This window comes from Marinomonas rhizomae, assembly GCF_024397855.1.
GTDB lineage: Bacteria > Pseudomonadota > Gammaproteobacteria > Pseudomonadales > Marinomonadaceae > Marinomonas > Marinomonas rhizomae_A.
Genome location: NZ_CP073343.1, coordinates 1,209,566 through 1,234,188 on the forward strand (window position 1 = coordinate 1,209,566; position 24,623 = coordinate 1,234,188).

26 protein-coding genes are annotated in these 24,623 nt (G+C 42.5%); 16 read left to right on the forward strand and 10 right to left on the reverse strand.

Annotation, left to right across the window (positions count from 1 at the left end; translation table 11 throughout):
* Positions 1–44 precede the first annotated feature (44 nt).
* From ispF to rpoS, 7 genes are all read left to right on the forward strand, one after another.
* A complete protein-coding gene (gene ispF, locus KDW99_RS05620; protein WP_255828314.1) occupies positions 45–551 on the forward strand; it encodes a 2-C-methyl-D-erythritol 2,4-cyclodiphosphate synthase in 507 nt (168 codons plus the stop codon).
* Positions 548–1,639, forward strand: coding sequence for a tRNA pseudouridine(13) synthase TruD (gene truD, locus KDW99_RS05625; RefSeq protein WP_255828315.1), 1,092 nt, complete (start codon positions 548–550; stop codon positions 1,637–1,639). Before ispF ends, truD begins: the two co-directional genes overlap by 4 nt.
* Positions 1,620–2,366: a 5'/3'-nucleotidase SurE gene (gene surE / locus KDW99_RS05630; RefSeq protein ID WP_255828316.1), complete on the forward strand. Its 747-nt coding sequence runs from the start codon at positions 1,620–1,622 to the stop codon at positions 2,364–2,366. Before truD ends, surE begins: the two co-directional genes overlap by 20 nt.
* Positions 2,363–3,028, forward strand: coding sequence for a protein-L-isoaspartate(D-aspartate) O-methyltransferase (locus tag KDW99_RS05635; RefSeq protein ID WP_255828317.1), 666 nt, complete (start codon positions 2,363–2,365; stop codon positions 3,026–3,028). The genes surE and KDW99_RS05635 overlap by 4 nt, the downstream gene beginning before the upstream one ends.
* Complete coding sequence (locus KDW99_RS05640; protein ID WP_255828318.1) at positions 3,021–3,950, forward strand: DUF368 domain-containing protein; 930 nt, start codon at positions 3,021–3,023, stop codon at positions 3,948–3,950. Before KDW99_RS05635 ends, KDW99_RS05640 begins: the two co-directional genes overlap by 8 nt.
* 64 nt (positions 3,951–4,014) lie before the next feature.
* Positions 4,015–4,827: a peptidoglycan DD-metalloendopeptidase family protein gene (locus KDW99_RS05645; RefSeq protein WP_255828319.1), complete on the forward strand. Its 813-nt coding sequence runs from the start codon at positions 4,015–4,017 to the stop codon at positions 4,825–4,827.
* A 27-nt stretch (positions 4,828–4,854) separates the two neighbouring features.
* Positions 4,855–5,871 carry an RNA polymerase sigma factor RpoS gene (rpoS, locus tag KDW99_RS05650; RefSeq protein WP_255828320.1) on the forward strand — a complete coding sequence of 339 codons (1,017 nt, stop codon included), beginning with the start codon at positions 4,855–4,857 and terminating at the stop codon, positions 5,869–5,871.
* A gap of 115 nt (positions 5,872–5,986) precedes the next feature.
* On the opposite strand, the gene KDW99_RS05655 is transcribed toward rpoS, so the two are convergent.
* A complete protein-coding gene (locus KDW99_RS05655; protein WP_255828321.1) occupies positions 5,987–7,426 on the reverse strand; it encodes an AhpA/YtjB family protein in 1,440 nt (479 codons plus the stop codon).
* Between the two features lie 146 nt (positions 7,427–7,572).
* Here KDW99_RS05655 and serB point away from each other — a divergent pair, with 146 nt between their 5' ends.
* Both serB and KDW99_RS05665 read left to right on the forward strand, forming a co-directional pair.
* The gene (gene serB / locus KDW99_RS05660; protein ID WP_255828322.1) at positions 7,573–8,484 is read left to right on the forward strand and encodes a phosphoserine phosphatase SerB; all 912 of its coding nucleotides are present in this window, start codon (positions 7,573–7,575) and stop codon (positions 8,482–8,484) included.
* A gap of 141 nt (positions 8,485–8,625) precedes the next feature.
* A complete protein-coding gene (locus KDW99_RS05665; protein ID WP_255828323.1) occupies positions 8,626–9,546 on the forward strand; it encodes a LysR family transcriptional regulator in 921 nt (306 codons plus the stop codon).
* A gap of 19 nt (positions 9,547–9,565) precedes the next feature.
* Here KDW99_RS05665 and KDW99_RS05670 read toward each other — a convergent pair whose 3' ends face one another.
* From KDW99_RS05670 to moaA, 4 genes are all read right to left on the reverse strand, one after another.
* Positions 9,566–9,991: a HepT-like ribonuclease domain-containing protein gene (locus KDW99_RS05670; RefSeq protein ID WP_255828324.1), complete on the reverse strand. Its 426-nt coding sequence runs from the start codon at positions 9,989–9,991 to the stop codon at positions 9,566–9,568.
* Between the two features lie 119 nt (positions 9,992–10,110).
* A complete protein-coding gene (locus KDW99_RS05675) occupies positions 10,111–11,304 on the reverse strand; it encodes a molybdopterin molybdotransferase MoeA (RefSeq protein WP_255828325.1) in 1,194 nt (397 codons plus the stop codon).
* A 5-nt stretch (positions 11,305–11,309) separates the two neighbouring features.
* The gene (moaB, locus tag KDW99_RS05680; RefSeq protein ID WP_255828327.1) at positions 11,310–11,846 is read right to left on the reverse strand and encodes a molybdenum cofactor biosynthesis protein B; all 537 of its coding nucleotides are present in this window, start codon (positions 11,844–11,846) and stop codon (positions 11,310–11,312) included.
* Positions 11,847–11,859: 13 nt separating this feature from the next.
* Positions 11,860–12,885 (reverse strand): GTP 3',8-cyclase MoaA, encoded by a 1,026-nt coding sequence (gene moaA / locus KDW99_RS05685; protein WP_255828328.1) that lies wholly within the window; start codon positions 12,883–12,885, stop codon positions 11,860–11,862.
* 176 nt (positions 12,886–13,061) lie between these two features.
* Here moaA and KDW99_RS05690 point away from each other — a divergent pair, with 176 nt between their 5' ends.
* Positions 13,062–13,919: an acyl-CoA thioesterase gene (locus KDW99_RS05690; protein ID WP_255828329.1), complete on the forward strand. Its 858-nt coding sequence runs from the start codon at positions 13,062–13,064 to the stop codon at positions 13,917–13,919.
* Positions 13,920–13,922: 3 nt separating this feature from the next.
* Here KDW99_RS05690 and queG read toward each other — a convergent pair whose 3' ends face one another.
* Together queG and KDW99_RS05700 are read right to left on the reverse strand one after the other, a co-directional pair.
* Positions 13,923–14,996, reverse strand: coding sequence for a tRNA epoxyqueuosine(34) reductase QueG (gene queG / locus KDW99_RS05695; protein WP_255828330.1), 1,074 nt, complete (start codon positions 14,994–14,996; stop codon positions 13,923–13,925).
* A gap of 61 nt (positions 14,997–15,057) precedes the next feature.
* Positions 15,058–15,318 carry a hypothetical protein gene (locus KDW99_RS05700; RefSeq protein ID WP_114413407.1) on the reverse strand — a complete coding sequence of 87 codons (261 nt, stop codon included), beginning with the start codon at positions 15,316–15,318 and terminating at the stop codon, positions 15,058–15,060.
* A gap of 437 nt (positions 15,319–15,755) precedes the next feature.
* Between KDW99_RS05700 and KDW99_RS05705 the strand changes: the two genes are divergently transcribed.
* The 3 genes from KDW99_RS05705 (at position 15,756) to KDW99_RS05715 (ending at position 18,490) form a co-directional block, all read left to right on the forward strand.
* Entirely contained in the window at positions 15,756–17,468 is a 1,713-nt protein-coding gene (locus KDW99_RS05705) for an acetolactate synthase 3 large subunit (protein ID WP_255828331.1), read from the forward strand.
* Between the two features lies 1 nt (position 17,469).
* Entirely contained in the window at positions 17,470–17,961 is a 492-nt protein-coding gene (gene ilvN, locus KDW99_RS05710; protein WP_110577225.1) for an acetolactate synthase small subunit, read from the forward strand.
* Between the two features lie 82 nt (positions 17,962–18,043).
* Positions 18,044–18,490 (forward strand): Lrp/AsnC family transcriptional regulator, encoded by a 447-nt coding sequence (locus tag KDW99_RS05715; protein ID WP_255828332.1) that lies wholly within the window; start codon positions 18,044–18,046, stop codon positions 18,488–18,490.
* Here KDW99_RS05715 and KDW99_RS05720 read toward each other — a convergent pair.
* Positions 18,487–19,362, reverse strand: coding sequence for a DMT family transporter (locus KDW99_RS05720; RefSeq protein WP_255828333.1), 876 nt, complete (start codon positions 19,360–19,362; stop codon positions 18,487–18,489). The two genes, KDW99_RS05715 and KDW99_RS05720, sit on opposite strands and share 4 nt — an antisense overlap.
* A 301-nt stretch (positions 19,363–19,663) precedes the next feature.
* On the opposite strand from KDW99_RS05720, the gene KDW99_RS05725 reads away from it, so the two are divergent.
* Positions 19,664–20,299 (forward strand): LysE family translocator, encoded by a 636-nt coding sequence (locus tag KDW99_RS05725; protein WP_255828334.1) that lies wholly within the window; start codon positions 19,664–19,666, stop codon positions 20,297–20,299.
* A 79-nt stretch (positions 20,300–20,378) separates the two neighbouring features.
* On the opposite strand, the gene luxS is transcribed toward KDW99_RS05725, so the two are convergent.
* Both luxS and yjeH read right to left on the reverse strand, forming a co-directional pair.
* Positions 20,379–20,891, reverse strand: a complete 513-nt coding sequence (luxS, locus tag KDW99_RS05730; RefSeq protein ID WP_255828335.1) for an S-ribosylhomocysteine lyase — start codon at positions 20,889–20,891, stop codon at positions 20,379–20,381.
* A 64-nt stretch (positions 20,892–20,955) separates the two neighbouring features.
* Positions 20,956–22,233 (reverse strand): L-methionine/branched-chain amino acid transporter, encoded by a 1,278-nt coding sequence (gene yjeH, locus KDW99_RS05735; protein WP_255828336.1) that lies wholly within the window; start codon positions 22,231–22,233, stop codon positions 20,956–20,958.
* Positions 22,234–22,391: 158 nt separating this feature from the next.
* Here yjeH and KDW99_RS05740 point away from each other — a divergent pair, with 158 nt between their 5' ends.
* Positions 22,392–22,820, forward strand: a complete 429-nt coding sequence (locus tag KDW99_RS05740; RefSeq protein ID WP_255828337.1) for an Lrp/AsnC family transcriptional regulator — start codon at positions 22,392–22,394, stop codon at positions 22,818–22,820.
* 172 nt (positions 22,821–22,992) lie between these two features.
* Entirely contained in the window at positions 22,993–24,615 is a 1,623-nt protein-coding gene (locus tag KDW99_RS05745) for a chloride channel protein (protein ID WP_255828338.1), read from the forward strand.
* Positions 24,616–24,623: the final 8 nt, after the last annotated feature.

The following is a 24,623-nucleotide window of genomic DNA, read 5'->3' on the forward strand; positions in this document are numbered from 1 at the left end:
AAGTTTAAACAGTAAGTGCAATTCATAGCACAGGAGTAGTTATCATGATTCCGTTCCGAATTGGTCATGGCTTTGATGTTCATAAATTTGGTGAAGGTGATCACCTTGTCATTGGCGGTGTTTCTATCCCTTACTCCAAGGGCTTGATTGCTCATTCTGATGGTGATGTAGCATTACATGCTTTGACTGATGCCTTGTTAGGCGCCGCTGCATTGGGTGACATAGGAAAGCATTTTCCTGATACAGATGCTGCTTTTTCTGGTGCAGATAGCCGAATTTTATTAAAGCGTGCTTATCAGGAAATACAAGCTCTTGGTTTTTACGTGGGCAATGTTGATGTCACTATTATTGCTGAAGCTCCAAAGATGCGTCCTCATATTGATGCTATGCGTGCCAACATTGCTGAAGACTTAACGGTCGATATTAGCGTGGTAAATGTCAAAGCAACGACAACGGAAAAACTTGGCTTTACGGGTCGCAAAGAAGGCATTGCGGTTGAAGCGGTTGCACTTATTTTTAATAAAGCTCTTTTAAATCAAGGTAATGTATGAATACCGAATGGCGATACGCTTGGTCTAAGCCAACTGTTACAGGGGATTTGAAGACCCATGTACAAGACTTTTACGTCGAAGAGCAGTTAGGCTTCGAGCCTGATGGCAAAGGCGAGTTTTGCTTTGTGTTTATTGAGAAAGAAGGGGTGAATACCGACTTTCTTGCCAAACGTTTGGCTCAAATCGCAGGAATAGCACCGAATAAAGTGACTTACAGTGGCGTAAAAGATCGTCATGCTTGTACGCGTCAGTGGTTTTGTTTGCATGTTCTGAATCAAGAGCCTGATTTATCAACGATTCAAGAAGCCTTTAGAGAGCCGGAGAACGTGCGAGTTATTGCGCAGTTACGTCATTCTAAAAAGCTTCGAACAGGCGCACATTTAGCAAATCGCTTTGTTATTCGATTACGAAGTGTGAGTGGTGATTTGGACGAACTAGAAGGGCGCTTGAATTTGATAAAACAAGCGGGTGTGCCCAACTATTATGGGCCACAGCGCTTTGGAATAAACGGTAATAATTTGCATAACGGCCAAGATTTTGTCCTTAAAGGGCGGCAAAGTCGCCGTAAATTATCAAAGACAGAGTCCTTTTGGTTATCCGCAATTCGCTCTTGGTGCTTCAATGAGGCATTAAGTGATCAAGTGGAAAACGGTATGTGGATGCGCTTATGTGATGGTGATATTGCTCAGTTTCAACACAAAGATGAGCAATTCCGAGTGAAAGAAGTTGATGCCTTGATGCATTTGAGCGTTTTACGCGGGACGGTAAGCCCTGTTTTACCTATGATTAGCGAAGGTTGGGAGGCCGGCACAGGTCCTCAGAGAGAGCGAGTTATGAAGGCTTCCCTATCTGAGCGCATGGATTTGGTTGATGCTCTCATTGCGTTTGATCTTTCTAGGGACAGTCGTCTAGCGCGTCTTGTGCCGATGAATATGGCGTGGGAATTGCTTAGAGAGAAAGAAGGGAATGCGCAGTTGATTGTGGAGTTCTCTCTACCAAAAGGGTGTTTTGCGACTAGCTTGTTGCGCGAAATGATTGATTATACGGATAAGTCAGCTGAGAAATACCATGAGAATATTGATCGCTAATGACGATGGCCTTGATGCCCTTGGCATACAAACGCTGGCTAGGCATTTAGAACGTGAATACGAAATTTTAGTCGTAGCGCCAGACCGCAATCGTAGTGGTGCTAGTAACTCGTTGACTTTGTCCCGTCCGGTACAGCCTATTATGGTTGAAGAAGGGCGCTACCGTGTCGATGGTACGCCAACCGATTGCGTCAATCTTGCGTTGTCAGGTGTTATCGATGGTGACGTGGATCTGGTTGTGTCAGGGATCAATCATGGTGCCAATTTAGGTGATGATGTTATTTATTCTGGTACGGTTGCTGCTGCAATGGAAGCACGGCATTTAGGGCGACCAGCGCTGGCGGTGTCTTTAGTTGGCAATCAGCATTTTGAAACAGCCGCCAAGGTCATTATGATGCTTTTAAAGGATTCACACACCCTTGCTTTGCCAGCCGGTATTCTATTGAATATTAATGTCCCTGATGTCCCATATAGTGAGCTAAAGGGGGTGCAGGTGACACGCCTTGGTTATCGGCATAAGGCGCAAGCGCCTATCTCAGCTCAGCATCCCAGAGGTTTGCCTAGTTTTTGGATTGGTGCCTTGTCTGAACCTCATGACATGTCAGAAGGAACCGACTTTTTCGCTGTAAATCACAGCTATGTTTCTATTACGCCCATTCATACGGATATGACGTGTTATGAAGCGAAATCTCCTCTCGAAAAATGGACAGACACTATAACGTTATGAGCTTGAACGATCTCAATTGGTTAGTTTCAAACACTGAACCCAAAGCTTCTAAGATGGTTGATCAACTTCGAGAGCATGGGATTAGCCATGAAGAATTATTGGCTCTGATGGGGTCTATTCCTCGCCATGAGTTTGTGGAGCCGGCGTTTTCGCATTTGGCTTACTCTGCAACGCCACTTCCTATAGGACGCAGTCAAACCATTAGTCAGCCGCTTACTGTCGCGAGGATGAGTGAGTGGCTGTTGGCGCACTCTCGACTTGGTCGCGTGTTGGAAATTGGCACCGGATCGGGTTATCAGACACGCATTTTGTCGCATTTCTTTAATAAAGTTCATACCGTTGAACGTCACGAGCCACTGCATTTACTAGCAAAAAAACGTTTGTCTTCGATGGGGGTTAAGAATGTCGAGTATTTATTTGGTGATGGGCAAACAGGATGGCCAAATAAAGTAGAAATGGATGCCGTTATTATTACCGCGATGGCCAGTAAAATACCGTTAGCCTTGACCGAATGTTTGAAGCAGCAGGGTATTTTAATTATGCCTATTGATCATCCAAGCCCGCAGATAGGATGTTGGCGTAAAGAAGGTGATCGTTGGAAATGCCTAGGAACAGAAGCTGCGTATTTTGTGCCCCTATTAGAAGGAATGGAACATGCCTAAATGGCTTAGAGTGTACTTGAGTGGTGTGTTAATGGGAGCTGCAGATGTTGTTCCTGGTGTCTCTGGGGGAACCATTGCTTTTATTTTAGGTGTTTATGATCGACTTATTAATGCGTTAAGTGGCGTGAATAAAGCCAGTTTGGTTATGTTAAGTAAAGGCGATTTTAAAGGTTTGTGGAAGCATTTTGATGGTACGTTTTTATTATCGTTAGGGGCTGGTATTGTCACCAGCATTTTTCTGCTGGCGGGTTTGATTACTCATTTGTTAGCCGTATACCCAAGCTATTTATGGAGTTTCTTTTTTGGCTTAATTCTAGCCTCTGCGTATTTCTTAATTAATCAAATTAATGGATTTTCTTGGCGGCATTTTGCTGGGCTTGTCGTTGGTGTGGTCGTTGGTGCTAGCTTGTCATTACTTGTCCCTACTCAGGTAAGTACATCGTATGTCATGGTCTTTTTTTCTGGCATGATTGCGATTTGTGCGATGATTTTGCCTGGTATCTCTGGCAGCTTTTTATTGTTAATGCTAGGGATGTATGGATTTATTCTTTCAGCTATTAAGAGCTTCGATGCTGCTGTTATTCTTGTCTTTGCTGCGGGCGCTTTGATTGGTCTGCTCATCTTTTCTAAAATTCTTCATTATTTGCTAAATCATGTGAGGTCCATGACTTTGTCATTTCTTACAGGTGTTATGCTGGGGGCTTTAGTTAAAGTATGGCCTTGGAAAGTGACGGACACATGGAGTGTTATTGGTGATAAAAAGCTTCCGTTAGAAGAGCACCTTGTTTTACCTTGGGACTTATTAAACTTTTATTGGCCAACAGATTTTTTACTGCCGCTTGTGTTTGTCTGTATAGGGTTTATGAGTGTTATTCTCATTTCTTACATAATTTTACGAAATTCGACAAATAGTAATAATTAGTCGAAATTCAATACTGGGGTAAAGAATTATCTTTCGTTGCGTCTTAAAAAATTATGGATTTTCATTGTCGGCTTGGCAAATAAGTTGGCTTGTTCTTTTGTGTTTTTTGTTGTCTGGATGCTCGTATGAACTGCTACATTATCCTGACAAAAGTAGCCGCACTTATGCCTCTAATAATGCCAGCGTTTCGTCCATCCCTTCATCTGGCATTCACCGTGTTAAAAGTGGTGAAACCCTGTTTTCCATTGCTTTTCGCTATGGCTTGGATTACAGAGAACTTGCTGAAGCAAACAAAATAGACGCTCCATATATCATTTATCCTAAGCAAAAAATTCGTCTAAAGGGTACGCAAAAAACGTCATCTAGTGTTGCTAATAATTCGAAATCAAGTATTCCTTTAATTGTATCAAAAACAAAGAACACTCCCTCTAAACCAGCTCCAGTTGTTCCTGTTAAGTCGGTTAGTAATGTTTCTAAAAGCGACACGAAAGACGAAAAAATCTCAGGTGATTGGGCTTGGCCGATCGATGGAAACGTCACTAGGGGGTTTTCAAATGCCGGCGTTAGTAGTAAAGGTATAGACATAAAAGCTGAAAAGGGAACTTTAGTTAAGGCGGCGGCTAATGGAACAGTTGTTTATGCTGGTAGCGGTCTTATTGGTTATGGAAATCTTGTCATTGTGAAGCACAACGATGTGTATCTTAGTGCTTATGCTTACAACGAAAGAATATTGGTAAAAGAAAAGCAAAATGTTCGAGCAGGTGACTCTCTTGCTGTTATTGGTGGTAAGGGAGATGATAGACCACTACTTCATTTTGAGGTGCGTCGAGATGGTCAGCCTATTGATCCGCTAGATGTTTTGCCCAAAATGAATTAAGCGAAATTAGCGTTTTAAGGAGGGGACATGAAGTTTGCAAATAGGGATAAAGAAGCAGCTAAGGTTTCGAATGTTGGGGACTTTGATCTTGATACACTGGATGGTGATGTCGTTGAAGATGATGTCTTAGACGAAGATTTGGTTGATGAAGAGTTTGAATCAGCGGTAAGTGCTCGATATGCTGACGCTGATTCTAGTCGCAACCTTGATGTTACACAGATGTATTTGAGTGAAATTGGTTTTTCTCCACTACTTACTGCCGAGGAAGAGGTGTATTTTTCTCGCCTTTCTCTAAAAGGCGATCCGAAAGCGCGTAAGCGCATGATTGAAAGTAATTTACGTTTGGTTGTTAAGATCTCTCGGCGTTATCTAAATCGAGGACTATCTCTGTTAGATTTGATCGAGGAAGGTAATCTAGGCTTGATTCGGGCTGTGGAGAAGTTTGACCCAGAGCGTGGATTTAGATTTTCGACTTATGCAACTTGGTGGATACGACAAACAATTGAGCGCGCTATCATGAATCAAACGAGAACTATCCGTTTGCCTATTCATGTGGTCAAAGAGCTGAATGTTTATTTGCGTGCTGCTCGTGAGCTAACACAAAAATTAGATCATGAGCCTAGTGCTGAAGAAATTGCAGACATGCTAGATTGCCCTGTCGCAGATGTGCAAAAGATGCTTGGTCTAAATGAAAAAATTAGCTCAATTGATGCGACATTCGGTGGGGAGAATAACGATAAGAGTCTGGTTGAGATTTTAGCGGATACTCTTCATCAAGGCCCAGAGGCTGATCGCCAAGACGGTGATGTTTTACATAGTATTGAAATTTGGCTAGACGAGTTGAGTGAGAAGCAATGTGAGGTCATTACACGTCGTTTTGGCTTACGTGGGCACGAAGCGAGCACGTTAGAGCATGTGGGGGCTGAAATCGGTTTAACGCGTGAGCGTGTTCGTCAAATTCAAGTTGAGGCATTGCGAAAGCTGCGTTTGATTATGGATAAAGAAGGTTTGTCATTAGACGATGTGATTCGATTTGATGACTAGATCCTTTTTATGAAATTTAGAACATAAAAAAGCCCTATTTTAATGAATTGACCCTCAATAGTTGGATATTCCAATTGCTGGGGGTCTTTTTATGTTTGGCTTTTGTATCAATAGATCACAATGTGCTGTCTTCTTGCTCTTCGGGGCTAGTAATATCAAGAATATGCTGATGAACTTGTTGTTTATATTTATCTGACATGCCTTTTACTTCATAGGCTAATATTTCTTTATCATTATCTTCAATGACTTCAGGTAGACCTGTGAATACACGATTTTGGATATGAGATAGAGTGAAAATGTCGTCGCTAATAACCAAAGTGTTCATGCTTTCAGACTTGCTGAGTTGATGAATGTTTACCAACAGCGTTTCTATTCTATCTGGTTCAAAGCAATTTTCTTTCACCATATTGGTAACTTGAGTGTTGCCTTGATGTAACCCTAAATGAAAGTTTAGTTTAGGTGTGTCTGTGTAGAGTTCATTTTCTAATAACTTATTGACTAAGCCTAAAAATAGTTGCGCTGTACTGACGGCGTTAATGTAAAGATTATCTTCACAGTCATGCGCACTAAAAAGCACGATTGCCGAATCGTTTTTGTACTGATGAACCTGACCTAAGTAGATCTCGCTAGCCTGAAATATTGCTCGATAAATTGGTGTTAGTAAGTTGGCTACTTGCAAGGGTGTCATGTCTTTGTGCCATTCTTCTAGATTAAGAATGTCGAAATAGAGAACACAGCTACGTTGCCTAGATTCTTCGAATATAGCGTCAAAGTTTATTTCAAATTGGGGTTTTGCCACTGGCGAGATAGCTTCTTCTGTTTTTACCGGCTTTTCTATTTCTTCTTTTGGTTTTTCAGTGGATCGAATCGTTTCAACTGCTCTAAATAGTGCTTTGGCTTCTTTGTAAATTGGAGAAGATAGCTCGTTTGGTTTTCGTCCCTTGCTGTAGTTTGAAAGGGCTGAAGCGGCTTCATTGATCGGTGCAAAAAGCCATTTTGTAATTAAAATAACCAACAGTAATGCAATGGTACAGACAAATATGGCGACACCAATCAACAGGTTATTTAGGTGCTGTAATGTTGCTTGAGCCGGCGTTTTGTCTAGCGTAATTAATACATGGCCAACAATTTCGTCTCTAAACTTTATGCTTGAGCTATAGACTCTGCGAGTATCGCTAGGTCGAAAGTCTTGTTCTGATTGCATACCTGAGTTGCTACTGCTTGCTTCTGCTAGTAGTTCGTCTTTTTTGTTGAAGACTCGAGCGCTCAAAATATTGTCATCAACAACGAGGCGGTTCAGCAACACATTCAAGCTTAATAAATCGTTGTTTAAGATGGACTGTGTCGCATTGAATGCGGCTTGAGTTGCTAAGCTGCTGCCTAATACTTCTGTTTGCTGAGATAAGTAGTTGCCTAGCGCATGTGTCATCGTATACCAAAAAATACAAACGGTTAGGATGATTAGCGAGATAAAGGTGGCAACAGTGATGGCTGACGCACTCAGTTTTTTGCGTATAAATGCAGTGATAGCCTTGGTTTTCGATTGGGTGTCCATTAACTTCCTTTGGGGTAACTCGTGGAACAATGACTAAAGTATACACATCATAACGGCTGTTTTCTGAATTCTTTAAAGTAGAACAGGTGCTTAGCGAAAAGAAAACGATTTGCTATAGTAGGCGTCTTATTGAATTAGGAGCGTTTATGTCTGCCAGTATTACTCTTATCGGTTCTTTGACACCTGAATATCTTGAAAAATTTAACGCTTGGCTAGACTTGCGGAGTTTGCAAGGGTCTATTCGCTTGCTGTCAGATGCCCAAGACGCAATCTCTGTGGCGCAAGTCAAGGTAGATGGTGGTGCACTTAACCCCGTTTCTATTCGTTCTGAGCTGTTAACTTTATCTAATGATACTGGAATTGATCATATTTATCAGTCATCGACGCTGGACATTAAAATACCTGGTGTTGCTGTGTTTGATATGGATTCTACCCTTATTAAGGCTGAGGTCATGGATGAATTAGCGGTAGAGGCTGGCATTGGCGAGCAAATCTCTGCTGTTACGGCGAGCGCAATGCGTGGCGAAATTGATTTTGTAGAAAGCTTTGTACAGCGCCTAGCTTTACTTAAAGGCCTAAGCAGTGACGTAATGGACGGTGTTTATAACAGAATTCAGCACATGGACGGTATTTCAACCTTGCTGAAGGTGTTGCATCATTATGGATGGTACACGGCGATTTTATCAGGCGGTTTTACTTACTTTGCGGATCGAGTCCAAGCAGAATATGGTATGACTGAAGTGCATGCCAATGTATTAGAAATACAAAACGATGAGCTGACTGGCAAGCATTTAGGCGAGATTGTTGATGGTGAACGCAAGAAGCTTTTGTTAACGAATATCGTTGCTGCGCAAAATGTAGATTGGCATCAGACGATTGCTTGTGGTGATGGCGCTAATGATTTGTTGATGCTTAATCATGCTGCTTTGGGTGTCGCTTTGCACGCTAAACCTTTGGTTCGAGAGCAAGCACCATGTCCAATGAACAATCTTGGTCTAGATGGGATTTTGTACTTGCTTGGTATGACGTCTGCGCAAATTCGAGAGTTGTCTTTGTAATCATTATTCTGGCTGTGGGCTTTTCGCTGTTTAAAGTACAACGTAATTTTTTGTGCTTACGATAGAGACTGCTATTGTCACCCTTAAAAGCTTGTTATGATTCTCAGTTATAATTATAACAAGCTTGCTTGAGGTGTTGTTTTGTCAGAAATCCGATTGTCTGATATAGACTTAAATCTATTGTATGTTTTTCAAGTTTTAATTGAAGAGCTGAACGTGACCAAAGCCGCTACTCGGCTCAATGTTTCCCAGCCTGCTGTCAGTCGGTCATTGTCACGTTTACGAGATGTATTCGATGATCCTCTGTTTATTCGAACTTCTCACGGTTTATCCGCCACAGCTAAAACGCAAGACTTGGCTCCACTTTTGTCGGACACATTAAAGGGACTTGAAAGTCTCATTCAGCCCAGTGAATTCATTCCTCAAAGTAGTAAGCGTCGGTTTACCTTATCAACCACAGATTTTGGCACATTAACTGTCTTGCCTAAAATACTGGATCAATTTCGACAAAAAGCGCCGGATGCAATATTGGACGTAAAATCTTGGAATGAAGATATGGTAGCCGAATTAGATCAAACGAATATCGATGTGGCTGTCGCTGTTTTGTCCAAAGAACCACCAGCCGGTATTCGTGCGATGCGTTTGAAGAGTGATCGTATGGTCTGTTTGGCTCGTAAAGATCATCCTGGGATTGAAAATAAATTAACATTAGAAAGTTATTTGCAAGCAAGTCATGTGCAAGTAGTGTTAGGTCGTCGAGAGTATTTCGCAGTAGATCGAGAGCTGGAAAAAATGGGTCATAAGCGTCATGTTTCGGTGCATTTACCTAATTTTGTACCGGCAGCAAGAGTTGTAATGGACAGTGATTTATTGTTGACGGTTCCAAAGCTGTTTGCTGAAGATATGGCGGCGACAGTATCTGAAATTGTCGTACATGAATTGCCTTTTGTTTCGCGCGAATTTGACTATTCAATGATTTGGCATGAGCGTTTCCAACATGACGCTGCCCATGTTTGGTTTCGTGGATTATTGCGACAGGCTTTTCTTGATGCCTCGGTATAATCTAGATGCTCTAAGCTTATTAAGACGGGCTTGATAAGCGAGTTATCCATTCTTTTGTTAATACTTCCACTAAGCTATAGCGTCTAAGCGTCATGGCTTCTTCTAAATCAGCAAAATTTTCGTCTAGATAATCATGCAGAATTCGATCTCTTAAAACGATTAGCGATCTAATTTGTTCCGCTTGTTCATAAGTAACCTCTTTATGGGTGATCAGCGCGTTTAATACTTTTTTGCGCGAAGATATTTCGGTTTTGTAATGGTGTTTCAAAACATAACGAGCTAGGTCCAGCATGGAAGCAACAAGTAGCTGAAATGAATGTTCTATCACCATGGTTTCATCTTTCGAATATTCGACAACTTTTGCTCCTTTTCGAAAAGCATCGAGCCGCTTGATCATGGTGTGTTGATGCTCATATAGGGAATTTTCCCATTCGACGTCTCTCATATTATTCGCCTCTTTTGAATGCTAGTTGTTGTTAGTGCCTATCAAATCAAGAGAGCAGCCTGCTGATTTTTCAGAATGCTGCTCTCTTAGTCTAGGTGAGTTATGAAGAAAGGGGGAAGTTAGAAGCCTGAGAAAGGATAAAAAGAATAAGAATGACCGTATTCGACTTGTGTATTAGCTTTGATGTGCAGGTAACCTTGGCTTTCAGACGCAGCGAGCAGGGCGCCAGAGCTTTGTTGTGGGTGGGCGTAAGCCATTCCATCTTTACCAATGGAAACTCTTAAGAACTCATCTCGTTGGATTGCTTTATTTCGGTTAAAACCTGCGTCTACAGGATAAGACTTGGGAAGTTCCGCAACTTGGCCTGCACAGATGGAAAGCAAAAGGCGAGCGAACCAATGATAGGTTACTAACGTTGAGCTTGGGTTTCCGGGTAAGCCAAGAAAAGGAATGCCTTGAAGCGTAGCGTGAACAAGTGGTTTGCCAGGCTTAATGGCTATTTTCCATAAATGCACTTTGCCCAGTTTTTCCAAGGCGCCTTTTACATGGTCTTCTTCGCCAACAGAAACACCGCCAGACGAAAGAATAACATCACAGGATTGCATCAAGGTTTTTAAGGCTATTTTTGTGTCTTCGGGTGTATCAGCTGCATGTAAACATTGGCTAACGTTATGACCAGCTTGAGTGACAAGCGCGCTTAACATTGGGCCATTTGAATTATAGATTTGGCCCTCTTTTAGTTTCTCACCAGTAGGAATCAGCTCATCGCCTGTTGTGAGGATACCGACATTCAACTGTTTGTAGACAATGACCTCTGTGATACCAAGGCTAGACAAAAGACCAATGTGTATTGGCGTAATTTTCTCACCTGCCTTAACAACCGTTTGACCGATCTGCATATCTTGCCCTAACGGTCGAATATTGTCGGAAGACGTCGGTTGTTTAGTAAAGATGACCTTGTCACCTTCTAGCTCGGCGTTTTCCTGCATAACAACGGTATCAGCGCCGGAAGGAATATTTGCACCTGTGAAAATACGAGCACAGGTGCCTGGCATTAAAGGCTGAGGATGCTGTCCAGCGGCAACACGTTGACTAACGGTAAAGCGTTTGCCATCTTGCCAATCTTGGCAGGCAAGTGCGTATCCATCCATTGCACTGTTGTCATAAGGTGGGACAGAAATTCCGGCAACCACGTTGGTTGCTAGAGTACGCCCAACAGCCTTTATGAGAGGGATTGTCTGCTGTTCTACACGAACACTAGCGCTGCGCTTAATTTCTTCTAGGGCGTCCTCAAAGGCGAGCAAAGTGGCCATGTCCGTTATGCCTCATGTTGGTTGGTGTACGGGCCTATCAGCATGCTGACAAAATTACAGGGCCTATGAGAAGCATTAAGTTGCTCTTCTAAAATACCATTCCATGCGGTTTTACAAGCACCAGTGGAGCCTGGCAAACAGAAAATAAGTGTTTGATTGGCCAATCCAGCAATAGCGCGTGACTGAATAGTGGATGTGCCAATTTCTGTGTAAGAGATTTGTCGAAACAGTTCACCAAAGCCTTCGATGTTTTTATCAAACAGCGGTGTCATGGCTTCTGGTGTGCTATCACGTGAATAAAATCCGGTTCCACCTGTGATTAGCACAACATGGGTATCTTGATCTGCAATCCAGTTAGAAACGACGGCACGCATTTGATAAACGTCGTCTTTCACTAGCTTTCTTTCATTGAGTGTGTGACCTGCTGTAGTTAATAGCTCAATTAGAGCATCACCAGATGTGTCCTCAGCAATGGATCGAGTATCGGTAACAGTTAGGACACTGATATTTAATGGTCGAAAAGGTGTTGGTGTTTTAGCCATGGGAATTCCTTGTTTAGCCTCCTGTTGCGCTCATGAAACGTAAAATTTGCGGAGCTTCATCGAGATTAAAGTGATGTTTTTCGGGTTTGAGTGCTAGCGCCTCAATAATGGCGTTTTTTAGTTCTGTTGAGTCATGATTTTTTGACCCTAAAATCGTTGAGCAATATGAACTATCACGTAGTACGGTTCTTAAATCTTTTGAGTGCTCATTGCCTAGGCAGAGTAATAAGCGGCCTTCGGCCGTCAGTCTGACACGATTGCAAGTGTCGCAGAAGTTATGGCTGTGTGGTGAAATAACACCGATTTTATGATCATAACCAGCCACTTGATAATAGCGTGTCGGTCCGCTGGTGGTGATTGAACTCGGTGTGAGCTCATAGTGCTCGCTAAGCGCATCGATGACATTGTCGCTAGATAGATATGTTGCAGCACGATTGTGGTCGGTGATCACGCCAAGCGGCATTTCTTCAATAAAGCTGATGTCCATTTTGTGATCTAAAGCAAATTTAGCAAGATCGAAAAGCTCATCATCATTATGGTTCTTCAGCATTACGCTGTTAATTTTTAAGCGTTTAAAAGGCAATCTACTGGCGGCTTCTATACCGTCGATCACTTGTTGGAATTTGTCCCGGCGAGTTAGGGCGTAAAATCGCTCGGCTTTTAATGTGTCTAGGCTGATGTTAATTCGTGATACGCCTACGTCGAGAAGGCTTTGTGCCATTTTATAAAGCTGAGAACCATTGGTGGTTATAGTGAGCTCTTCTAAACCGTCAGTGTTGGCTATTTGCTCTATAGCCCAAAGGATGTTTTTGCGTACCAAAGGTTCGCCACCCGTAATTCTAATTCGCTTGGTACCCATGGATATGAAGGTTTTTGCCACATGAACAATTTCTTCTAAAGATAGTATATGGTCTCTAGGCATAAAGGTGACATCTTCGTCCATACAATAGGTACAGCGAAAATCGCATCGATCGGTGACAGAGATGCGTAGATAGTCTATTTTTCGACCAAATGGATCAATTAAAGCGGACGTGACCAAGAAAAAGTTACCCCATAAATTAAGTGTTCATCAAAGCAAAAAAATGTCTATTTAGCAAAAGCTAAAAAAATTTAGATCATATTCTTAGTATTATCATACTTTATAAGGGTTTTTTGTTCAGGCTGCCGTATTAAACACGACATAATACGGATAATTATTGAAGCTGGAGGGCTGTTGTGAATCAGGTCGTTAATAATCTTATTGGTTTGTTAAAGTTAGAGCGTGTGTCGGCGACTCAGTTTATAGGCCGTAGTCAAGACATTGGTTTTCCTAAGCTCTTTGGTGGGCAGGTTATTGGCCAAGGTTTGAGTGCGGCTACTCAGACAGTTGAAGGACGGTTTCCTCATTCACTACATTGTTATTTTTTGCGCCCAGGGGATTCATCTCATCCTATTGAATACGAAGTCGAAACCGTTCGTGATGGAAGGAGTTTTAGTGTTCGACGAGTGATTGCCTCACAATTTGGGAAAAGTATTTTAGCGATGACGGTATCTTTTCATATTGAGGAAGAAGGTTTGGCTCATCAAGAGGCTATGCCAAATGTTCCCGGGCCTGAATCGTTTAAATCCGAATTATCACTCTATCGAGAACATGCTGATGAAATTCCGTCTAAAGTGCGAGATTTATTCACGGCAGATCGCCCCATTGAGTATCGAATAGTCGAGAATCAAAACCCATTTCGTCCGCGGCCAGGGATTGCGAAACGTCATATGTGGATTCGTAGTGTGTCAGCTTTGCCTGACGATGCGTTAATCCATCAATCTATGCTGGCTTACACAACAGATTATGGTTTTATTGAAACCGCATTGATGCCTCATGGTATTTCAATTGGAAGTCCTTACCTTACTGCTGCAAGTTTGGATCATGCTATTTGGTTTCATCGACCATTTAGATTGGATGAATGGTTGCTTTATGTAGCGGATTCGCCATCGGCCGATTCGGGAAGAGGATTTGTTCGCGGACAAATTTTTAATCAGAAAGGAGAGTTGGTAGCGTCAACCGCTCAAGAAGGCTTGTTGCGTTACTCTTGTTAGCTGTCAAAGGTTGTGCTGTTGTAATGCCCAGATAATGTGCTCTTTCACTAATTCAGAAGCGTGAGGGAGTGCATTTTTGAGTGTTTGGATAGTGTCTGTGCTGGTGGGGGCATTGCCTAGTGCAACAGCGATGTTTCGGCGCCAATTTTCAAATCCTGTACGACGAATAGGTGAGCCTTCGGTATTTTTTAAGAAGGTTGCTTCATCCCACTCAAATAATTCAACCAGATCCGCTGAATCCAGGTTGTGTCTTGGTTGGAAATCATCTTCTTCAGTGTATTTGGCGAACTTGGTCCAAGGGCAAACCAGCTGACAATCATCGCAGCCAAAAATACGATTGCCCATTTTGCCGCGCAGCTCTTCTGGAATGGAGCCTTTATGTTCAATGGTAAGATAAGAAATGCACTTTCCTGCATCCAGCACCCAAGGCTCGACAAAGGCATCAGTTGGACACTGAGTTAGGCAGGCCGTGCAGCTACCGCAATGCCTTGTCTCAGTTGGCTTATCGACAGGAAGCGGCAGGTTAGTAAATATTTCACCGAGCAAAAACCAGCTGCCCGCTTTTGGCGTTAGTAATAAGGTGTTTTTGCCAATCCAGCCCATGCCGGCTTGTTCCGCAATTTGTCTTTCCAGAATAGGCGCGCTATCTACAAAAGCTCTGTAGCCATGATCGCCAACTTGTTGCTCTATTTTCTTAGCCAGTTGAGTAAGGCGTTTGCGAATTAGCTTATGGTAATCACGCCCCAAGGCATAGCGTGCAATATAGGCTTTGTCTTTAGTTTGCAGCCTTTTAACGGTTTCGACGGATTGAGGGAGATAATGCATCCTAAGGGAGATAACCCGACGAGTTCCCGGGTGTAGTTGCTCGGGATAAAAGCGCATGTCGCCATGGTTGGCAAGGTAATCCATGCCAGCGTGATAGCCATTATCAAGCCACTCGTTAAAGTCGTCTTTGTATTGTGCTAGATCGGGCTCGACAATACGAGCTTCGGCAAATCCAAATTCAGTCGCCCATGATTTTATATCATCAGCAAGCTGGTTTAATTCTTCTGGGCTGGATAAAAACGAAGGAAGCAAATGGGTACCGAAACATGGAGCGCTAGGCTAGAAATCAGCCTAGCGTGAAAAACAAAAAAAATTAGTAAAGCTGAGAGTCGCCTTTAACGACATCCATCAATAGTTTGATGAATTTTTTATCTGCTTCTGTGTGCTCTTCTTGGATTTTAATGGTGGTTTGGTTCGACACTTCTTCTGCAATGCGCTGGTAAGCATTTGGTTGGTTGATATTTTCTTTGGCAATACGGACTAATTCTCCAGCGAGTTCTGGATCCATAAGCATTTTACGAAAACAGCGCGAAAACTCATCAATAACTCGTTGTTGGTTAAGCTCATTAGCCATGGTAAAACTCCTAATCAATTTATGCCGCTATGACACCATGAAGCGTAGTTTAGAGCAAGTTTTTATACGCTTTGTGTTGACAAATCTGAGGCACAAAGACAAAATGAAAAGCTATATAATTCGACGACACCCTGTCGATGACTCCTTTTTATGGGCCACTAGCTCATCTCAGTCAGATTCGTTCTGATAAGCACAAGTGTAGAATGACGCAATATTGTTATTTTACGCTTCTCCTCGCGAAAAGACGCGGGCAGTGTAAAAACTGCGATTTCTTGCGTTTGAGTGTTTCTTACTTTTAGATAAATGTTCCTTATTTATAAAAGTTACCTCAGTTAGTTTAGAAACTTCGTTCTATCAACTTTAATCTGTTTGTCTTATGCGGTTACAATAGCTGCACTAAAATTAAAAGACAGATAAATACTATAGAGGGTAACAAGGTGGAGTTATTATCCGGTGGTGAAATGATCGCCCGCTTCCTCAAAGATGAGGGAGTTGAATATATCTATGGTTATCCAGGTGGAGCCGCACTTCATATTTACGATGCTTTGCATCGTCAGTCTGACGTAAAGCATATTCTGGTTAGGCATGAACAAGCTGCAACGCACATGGCTGATGGCTATGCGCGCGCCACGGGAAAAGCGGGTACGGTTCTCGTGACTTCAGGTCCAGGTGCAACCAATACTGTTACTGGTATTGCGACAGCCTATATGGACTCTATTCCCATGGTCATTATTTGTGGTCAGGTTATGAGCTACCTGATCGGCGAAGATGCGTTCCAAGAAACCGATATGATTGGTGTATCTCGCCCAATTGTGAAGCACAGCTTCACGGTCAAGCATCCTTCTGAAATTCCGATGATCATGAAAAAGGCGTATCACATTGCTAGCACTGGTCGTCCAGGCCCTGTTGTGATTGATGTGCCAAAAGACATGACCATGCCAGGTGATAAATACGAATACAAATACCCAGAATCTGTTTCTATTCGCTCTTATACGCCACCAACGAAAGGTCACAGCGGTCAAATTAAAAAAGCCGTTGAGCTTCTTCTTGCTGCCAAGCGCCCAATCATCTATGCCGGTGGTGGCGTCATCATGGGCGGTGCATCTGATTTGCTAGTTAAACTGGCGAAATCATTGAATGTTCCTGTTACTAACACACTGATGGGCTTGGGCGGATACCCAGGAACCGATAAGCAGTCTGTTGGTATGCTGGGCATGCATGGCTCTTACGAAGCGAATATGACAATGCATCACAGCGATGTGATTTTGGCTGTTGGCGCTCGCTTTGATGACCGTGTAACGAATGACCCGGATAAATTCTGCCCTGGCGCGAAAATCATTCATATTGATATCGACCCTGCTGCTATCTCTAAAACCATCAGAGCAGATGTGCCAATTGTTGGTCCTGTTAATCAGGTTTTGGAAGAGATGCTGTCTTTAGTTGATGGTCAAAGTTCAAACACTGAAGCGCTTGTAGGCTGGTGGAAGCAAATCAATGAATGGCGTTTAGTGCACGGTGGTCGTTACGATACTAGTAGCGAAAAGATCAAGCCCCAGGCTGCAGTCGAAGCTTGCTGGCGTGCTACTAAAGGTGATGCCTTTGTTGCGTCTGACGTAGGTCAGCATCAAATGTTTGCGGCGCAGTACTATAAATTCGATAAACCTAACCGTTGGGTTAATTCCGGTGGTTTGGGTACGATGGGATTTGGTCTTCCTGCGGCGATGGGCGTGAAGATGAGCTTCCCTGAAGAAACCGTAGTATGTGTAACGGGTGAAGGTAGTATTCAAATGAATATTCAAGAGCTTTCAACCTGTTTGCAATACGGTTTGCCAGTGAAAATCTTGTGTTTGAATAATGGCTACTTGGGCATGGTCCGTCAGTGGCAAGACATGAACTATGAAGGTCGTTACTCAAACTCCTACATGGATTCATTGCCTGACTTTAAAGTATTGATGGATGCTTATCGCCATAAGTACGTTGAAATTCGAACCAAAGATGAACTCGATGCCAAGATGGAAGAAGCGTTTGCGATGAAAGATCAACTGGTCTTCATTAACTGTTACGTGGATCCAGAAGAGCATGTGTATCCAATGCAAGTGCCTCGTGGCGCGATGCGCGATATGTTCTTGAGCAAGACGGAGCGTACCTAATATGCGACATATTATTTCTGTATTGATGGAAAACGAGCCGGGTGCTTTGTCGCGAGTAGTTGGTTTGTTCTCACAGCGTAACTTTAACATCGAATCATTGAACGTAGCGGCAACGGATGATCCAACTTTGTCTCGTCTCACTTTGACGACGTTTGGTTCTGATCAAGTCGTTGAGCAAATCACTAAGCAACTGAATAAGTTGATTGATGTGGTGAAGCTGGTGGACTTGACCGAAGGTCAGCACATTGAGCGTGAATTGATGCTGGTTAAGGTTCGTGCTACTGGTGCTCAGCGCGCTGAAGTGAAACGTACCGTTGATATCTTCCGTGGCAACATTGTAGATATGACACCTTCTATTTACACGGTTCAAATCGTGGGCGAGTCGGATAAGCTAGATGGATTCTTGCAAGCCTTGGGCGGTGCTCATTTGCTTGAAGTGGTTCGAACTGGTGTTTCTGGTATTGCTCGTGGTGAAAAGACACTGTCTTTGTAATCGCCTTGTGGTTAGACTTAAAAGCCGCGATTATTCGCGGCTTTTTTATGGCCGTTTGATAGGGTGCCACATTGGAGGGGAAATGGATAAGACGAATTGGAAGCTACTTAAACTGTTGGAAGGAAATGGCCGTTTAACCTACGCAGAACTTGGAAAGCTAGTTCACCTGACAGCCCCAGCGGTCGCTGAACGCGTTAGAAAACTGGAAGAATCTGGTGTGATTACTGGATACAGTGTCCAAGTCAATTTAGAAAAAGCAGGAATCCCTATTACTGCTTTGGTTGAGTGTCAGGTTTATCGAACCAAAGAGCGTGAGTTTAAAGCACTTGTTATGGGTTTAGAGGAAGTGATTGAATGCTATAACGTCACAGGGCCTTATGCTTTTGTACTCAAAGTAGGGGTGAAGTCTATGTCTAAACTTGATGCATTATTAGAGCGGTTAATTGATTTGAGCGATACCAACACCATGATGATAATGACCACACCAGTCAAACGCATCATGCCATTAAATATCGCTCAAGAGGATTAGCTTACCGCAACTTCTGCTGTGATGGCTTTTCTTGGCCTCTGACTAATAATCATCCCTGTCATGATAAAACCACAACCAATCAAAGCGCGGGTTGAAAGAATTTCCTCCATAAATATCCAGCCCCCTAATACGGCAAATACCGCTTCAGATGAGAGAATAAGAGCGCTTATACTCGGCGAAACATTTTTTTGCCCTAGCGTTTGTAATGTGAAGGCAATACCGGATGAAGCGACACCTGCATAAACTAAAGGCCACCAAGCCATTTTAATGCCTTCAAACGTGGGTGTTTCTAATGTAAAGGCCGTTATGGTGGCTAATATAGTTGCCACGGAAAACTGCACAATCGAAAGCGGTAAAGCAGATACATATCGAGATAAATAACCTATCAGTAATACATGGCCAGTCCAAAATAAAGTGCCTAATAATTCTATCGCATCGCCTTTATTGATAGATAGGTTTGGCCCAACAGTCAGGCTGTATAAGCCAATTAATGCCAATCCTACACCGACCCAAGTATGTTTCTCTGTTCTATGGCCAAGCATAAGTCCTAATATCGGCACAAACACAATGTACATGCTAGTGATAAAACCTGCATTACCTGCTGTGGTGTATTGCAGGCCTACTTGTTGGCACGTAAAACCTAAAAATAAACAGCTACCCGCTGCGAGGCCGCCTAACCATAATTTACGGTTGTTTTGAGACTGTTTGGGTCTGAAAATAAACAATAAAGGTAAAAGCGATAAGGTGGCTAATAGAAATCTCATAGCGTTAAAACTGTGTGGTCCAAGGCTTTCCATGCCGACACTTTGGGCGACAAAGGCAAAGCCCCAAATGGCGGCAGTCGCCCATAAAAAAATGTGTGCAATCGACATAGCTAATCCCTGATTATTGATAATGGAATGGCTATTTTACGTAGCAGAACTGTTTTTCCACAGTTGAAAAAAAAGGTTCTTTACGTGCTTGGCTTTGGATTAAAAAGTAAATTTAAGGTTTTGCTTTATTAATCTAGTGAACTAACTATTTGATTTATATGCATCTTAATATATTCACTTTTAGGTTGTGGAAAAGGTTAAAAAATAGGCTGACAGGCGGATTATTTGGTTGTACAGTTGCGCCAAATTTTAGCTGTTAATTTAGACAGTTTTTAGCTCAATCTTAAGAGAATGTATTGTTATGACACTCAGTATTTGGTTAGCAACTGCGCCATTGTTAATGTTGCTGTCTTTAGGGCCTGGTCCAAATAATTTTACAGCGATGCATAATGGAATGCAGGTTGGGGCAACTAAGGCAGTGATTGCAGTAGTTGGTCGAAACCTAGCGTTTAGCATTTTGATGCTGGTTTCTGCTCTCGGTTTGGGGGCGATCATTGTGTCTTCTACGTTTTGGTTTAGTGTCATCAAATGGTTTGGTGTGGCTTACTTATTTTATGTTGGCATCAAAACATGGCGCAGTGCAGCAATGGTTTTAGAGGAACATGAAAGTGAAGAGGGGACCAAGGCGAAACGCGGGCATTTAGCAAGAATGCGTCAGGAGTTTTTGGTGGCAATTGGTAACCCAAAAGCCGTATTGTTATTTACCGCTATTTTTCCTCAGCTGCTTGATCTTAGTCAGCCTGTTCCTATGCAGTTTTTCTGGATGGGATTAACCTTCTGCGGTACAGAATTTATCGCGGCTTATGTTTATGCCATGAGTGGAAAACAAATTCGACGTTTGATTCGAAGTCCTAAAGGCATGAAAAATCTTAATCGCGGCATGGGGAGTGTATTTGTTGCTGCGAGTGCTTTTTTAGCAACGGCAACGCGTTCTTAAGGGCAATATTCTTTCTTGAACTCAATAAAAAAGGTGGTCGCATTGACCACCTTTTTTACATTGTACTAAGTAACAGTGCTTAGCTGTGTTCTTTCAAGAACTCTTCGCTTAGGTATAGCTCTTCGTTACTATTCACTTTTACGTCACGGCTTAGAATCATTTTCGCGATTTCTTGCGCTTCTTCTAGGGAGTGCATTTCGTAAGTGCCGCACTGATATTCGTTAAGCTCTGGAATATCGGCTTTGGCTTTCACTTGTAATACATCTTCCATTGCCGCTTTCCAAGAAGCTGCAACGGTGCTTTCAGAAGGTGTGCCGATCAAGCTCATATAGAAACCTGTACGGCAACCCATTGGCGAAATATCGATGATTTCGACGTTGTTACTATTTAGGTGCTCACGCATGAAGCCAGCAAATAAATGCTCTAGTGTATGAATACCTTTCTCTGAAAGAATTTCTTCATTTGGTACGCAGAAGCGTAAATCAAAGACTGTGATGTCATCACCCTTAGGTGTAGACATGGATTTAGCAACACGTACTGCTGGTGCATCCATACGAGTGTGATCGACACGAAAACTGTCTAGTAATGGCATAAAAACTCCCCTGCTTAGCTCAACGAAATTATCGTTGCTGTATAAATGTTGATATCAATTGCCACTATTGTACATGAAGTTTTGAATCTTTGATTGGGCTTTTTGGTGACTTCAAGTATTCATAGCTAAGAGCTAAGCAAAAAGCGATAACAGCGAATAACATGCCTTGACCAATGAAAAGTACCATGAAGCTACAGCTTATTAAGGCAATAACGGCCAGCACTTGAATTGCTCGATTAACCAGCTTGAATGCAGCAATGCAGGTGAGTGTGTAAATGAGCAAAAAGCTACCGTTTGTCATTTCAATGAACCATGACATTTTCCATCCAGATAGTTCAGAAAACACAATGGAGAATAACGTAATAAAACCAACTAATAGAACCGCTCTTTCTGGCGCGCCGTTTTTATTGAGTTGAATAAAGGTTTTAGGCAGTGCACCTTGCTGTGCCATGGATTGCACCATGCGAGAAAAGCCTAAGATATAAATAGCGACGTTGGCGAAAGCGATTACATAGGCACCAACGGCAAAGAATCGGCTACTGGTTTCGCCCATGAGTTTACTTACCAAAAGTGCTAAGGATTGGCTATTGGTCACTTCGTCTCCATAAGTATGGTGCCAAGCGATAAGTAGTACCAAGCTTAGATACGCAAGAATAACGATAGCAATGCCACCCAATAATGCGATTGGGAAGTCTCTAGTGGGGTTTTTGAACTCGGCGCCCATATGCGCCATGACTTCAATACCTAAAAAGCACCAAAATATAACGCCTGTGGCGTATAGGGTTTGTTGCCATTCTGAACTCGTTATTGGCGCTTCTATTACTTGGCGGCTACCAACAATGTCGCCTATAAAGCAAAGCCATAGAATTGTGGCAATCATTACAATGACAACTCCTGTTTGAAATCTCGCTGAGGTTTTCATACCTACGATGGCAAAAAAAAGCATGCCTGCCAGAGTGAGTAGGCTAAATGCAAGAACCCAGTCATCAGGAGCGTTAAATATAATAATTAAATAGGCCGCGGCGACTTTTATTGCGACAGCAGGGCCTACTAATAAGATGCTTAAAAATAACCAGCCAACGGCTTTTTCATAACGCGAGCCAAATGCTCGACCAATATAGTGCGATGCACCTCCAGCAGAAGGGTATTTAGAGCCAAGCAAAGCGAAAATAAACGCAATGGGAATAATCATGGCAGCTGTGATTAACCAAGCATAAAACGCAAAGGATCCAGCTTCTGCAACAGACATCGCAGGTAAGATCATTAAGCCGGTTCCCATAAACGTGGTCACCGTCATTGCTATACCCTGAAGAGGACCAAGAGTTTTTTGGTATTGAGTCATTTGTTTGCCTTAACTTGTTAAATTCTGTGGCTGTTATTTATTGCTGCTAAGGATAAAATACTTACATTATCGATACGCTATACAAGTTGACCCTATTAAGGCGCATTTTGCCTGAATGGCCGTCAAGTTGAATGACTATGTTGTGAAAGGGGGCTTGAGTGGCCGATCATTATGATCAAAAAATATTAGCGTTACTGGTAGACGATGCTCGACTTTCTGTTTCAGATATTAGTCGGCAGGTAAATTTATCTCGTTCTGCGGTGACGGAGCGGATTCGCCGCATGGAAGATAATCGAACCATTACGGGTTATCACGCTCATACTTCTGTTTCAAAAGAGGAAGGGGTTAGTGCGTATATCGCTCTGACATTTCGACCTTTATCTTGTGAGCAAGTATTGCCTTTGATTAGTGGTATTCCAGAAGTTAAATTGGCTCATTCCATTAGTGGTGATCTTGATCTGCTATTGTTAGTGCAGGCGGCATCAATGGATAGGATGAATGAAATACGTGAAATAATGGAGACATGGCCTAATTTGCATAAAGTGGTGACTCACATGTGTCTCGCTAAGCGCCTAGATCGTTGGTAAGTGACATTCATTGGTAAATAAGGCATTGATTGTCTGAACGCACCCAAAAATGGAGAGTTTTCTGAAAAGGTTAAACTTAAGGGAAAGATGGTCTAGTAAAGCAAAATCTTATGATGATCTGATTATTTTAGCTCTACTTGGTGCCTTGTGTGGCTTGCTAAGTGGCCTTTTGATGGCTTTTTTTTATGCCGTGATTTATTTACCTACCCGATATTTAATTGACGCGGATTTTGATTCTTTTGAATCCTTGCCCGTTGAGTGGCGTGTTGGGCTTTCTTTAGCTTCTTGCATTGTTTTGGCGTTGTTTTTTACCTTGCTGCCGAACCGACTTCATAAAGTGGGTGTGCCTTATGTTGTTGAGCGTCTAAACTATCATCATGGTAATTTGCCTGTCTGGAATGCCGTCGTACAGTTTTTTTCTGCTGCGATTGGTTTGGCTGGTGGTCTTTCGATTGGCAAGGAGGGTCCAGCGGTACATCTTGGTGCTACGCTCGGTGGTTATTTGGCTGAAAAAGCTAAGTTACCTCAGTATGGTGTCGAAACCTTGTTGGCGTGTGGTGTTGCAGGAGCTATTTCGGCAATATTTCAAACGCCTTTAGCTGGTGTTCTGTTTGCTTTTGAAGTGATTTTTTTGGAATATCGGCAGCGTTACGTTTTACCTGTTTTACTATCTTCTGTCATTGCTACTTTAGTAAGTCATTTCTTTATTGGTCCTTTGGATATTTTTAGCATTGAAAATATCTCCTCCGTATTGCTTTCAACAGACTTATTTTTCGCGTGTTTTATCTTGGTTGTTTTCATTGTTTTGCTGTCTGCTTTGTTTCTTCATACGCAAAAAAGCCTTTGGCGTTTTAGTGGTGTATCTATTTGGTGGCGTTTTTTGTTGGTTGCTATTGCCACAGCATTAGCTGCAATTTATTTGCCTGAATCATTAGGCAGTGGTTACCTTTCTCTTTCTCGTCTGTTATCGGGCGATTTAGTTCTTTACTCACTGCTGCTGTTAATTGTTATTAAGACCGTGCTGACTGCACTTACCATTGGTTTGGGGATTCCAGGTGGAATGATTGGGCCAACTTTTATTATTGGGGGGTTGGCTGGCGTTCAAGTTGCTTTGGTATTTGATAATAATGTAGCGGATGTTGCTTTGTTTGCTTTGTTAGGAATGGCAGCTATGATGGCGGCCTGCTTCCAAGCGCCATTGACCGCACTGGTGGCGATTATAGAAATGACCCATTCGTCTGCCGCTATTGTGCCTGCACTGTTCGTTATTGTGTTTGCTTGCTTGTTGATGCGAGTTTTTTTCCATCAAGAATCTGTATTTGTTGAACGGTTGAGCTTTATGGGGATGTCTTCAACAATAAGCCCTTTTCAGCGTTACCTAAGACATCATACAGTCAGGCCTGTCGCCGAAGATGTCTTGCTTCTTCCTAAACAGGTACCTATCGAGCAAGTGAAAGATTTAGCATCAAGTATGATAGAATATGTCGTTTTCGAGATAGGTAACGAGTATCGTCTGGTTCGACGAATTTCTGTGTTGGATACGCTGAATGCCTTAGATCAAGGGCCGCAGTTATGGTTAGTTGCGGAGGGGGACCGAGTAAAGATGGATTTGTCTTTGGCTTTAGAATCAACTCTTGTGCCTTTGATTGATGAGCCTTCTTCGTTAGAGGTTATGCTCGATTGGTTTCAGCAATATGGTTTGCCAGAAGTGTTGGTGGCTGTTGCTGATACGTCTTCCTTTAGTTTGGTTTCTCGTCATCATCTTGATCAATTTTTGTTAAAAAGTGACCAGTAGTGATTTTT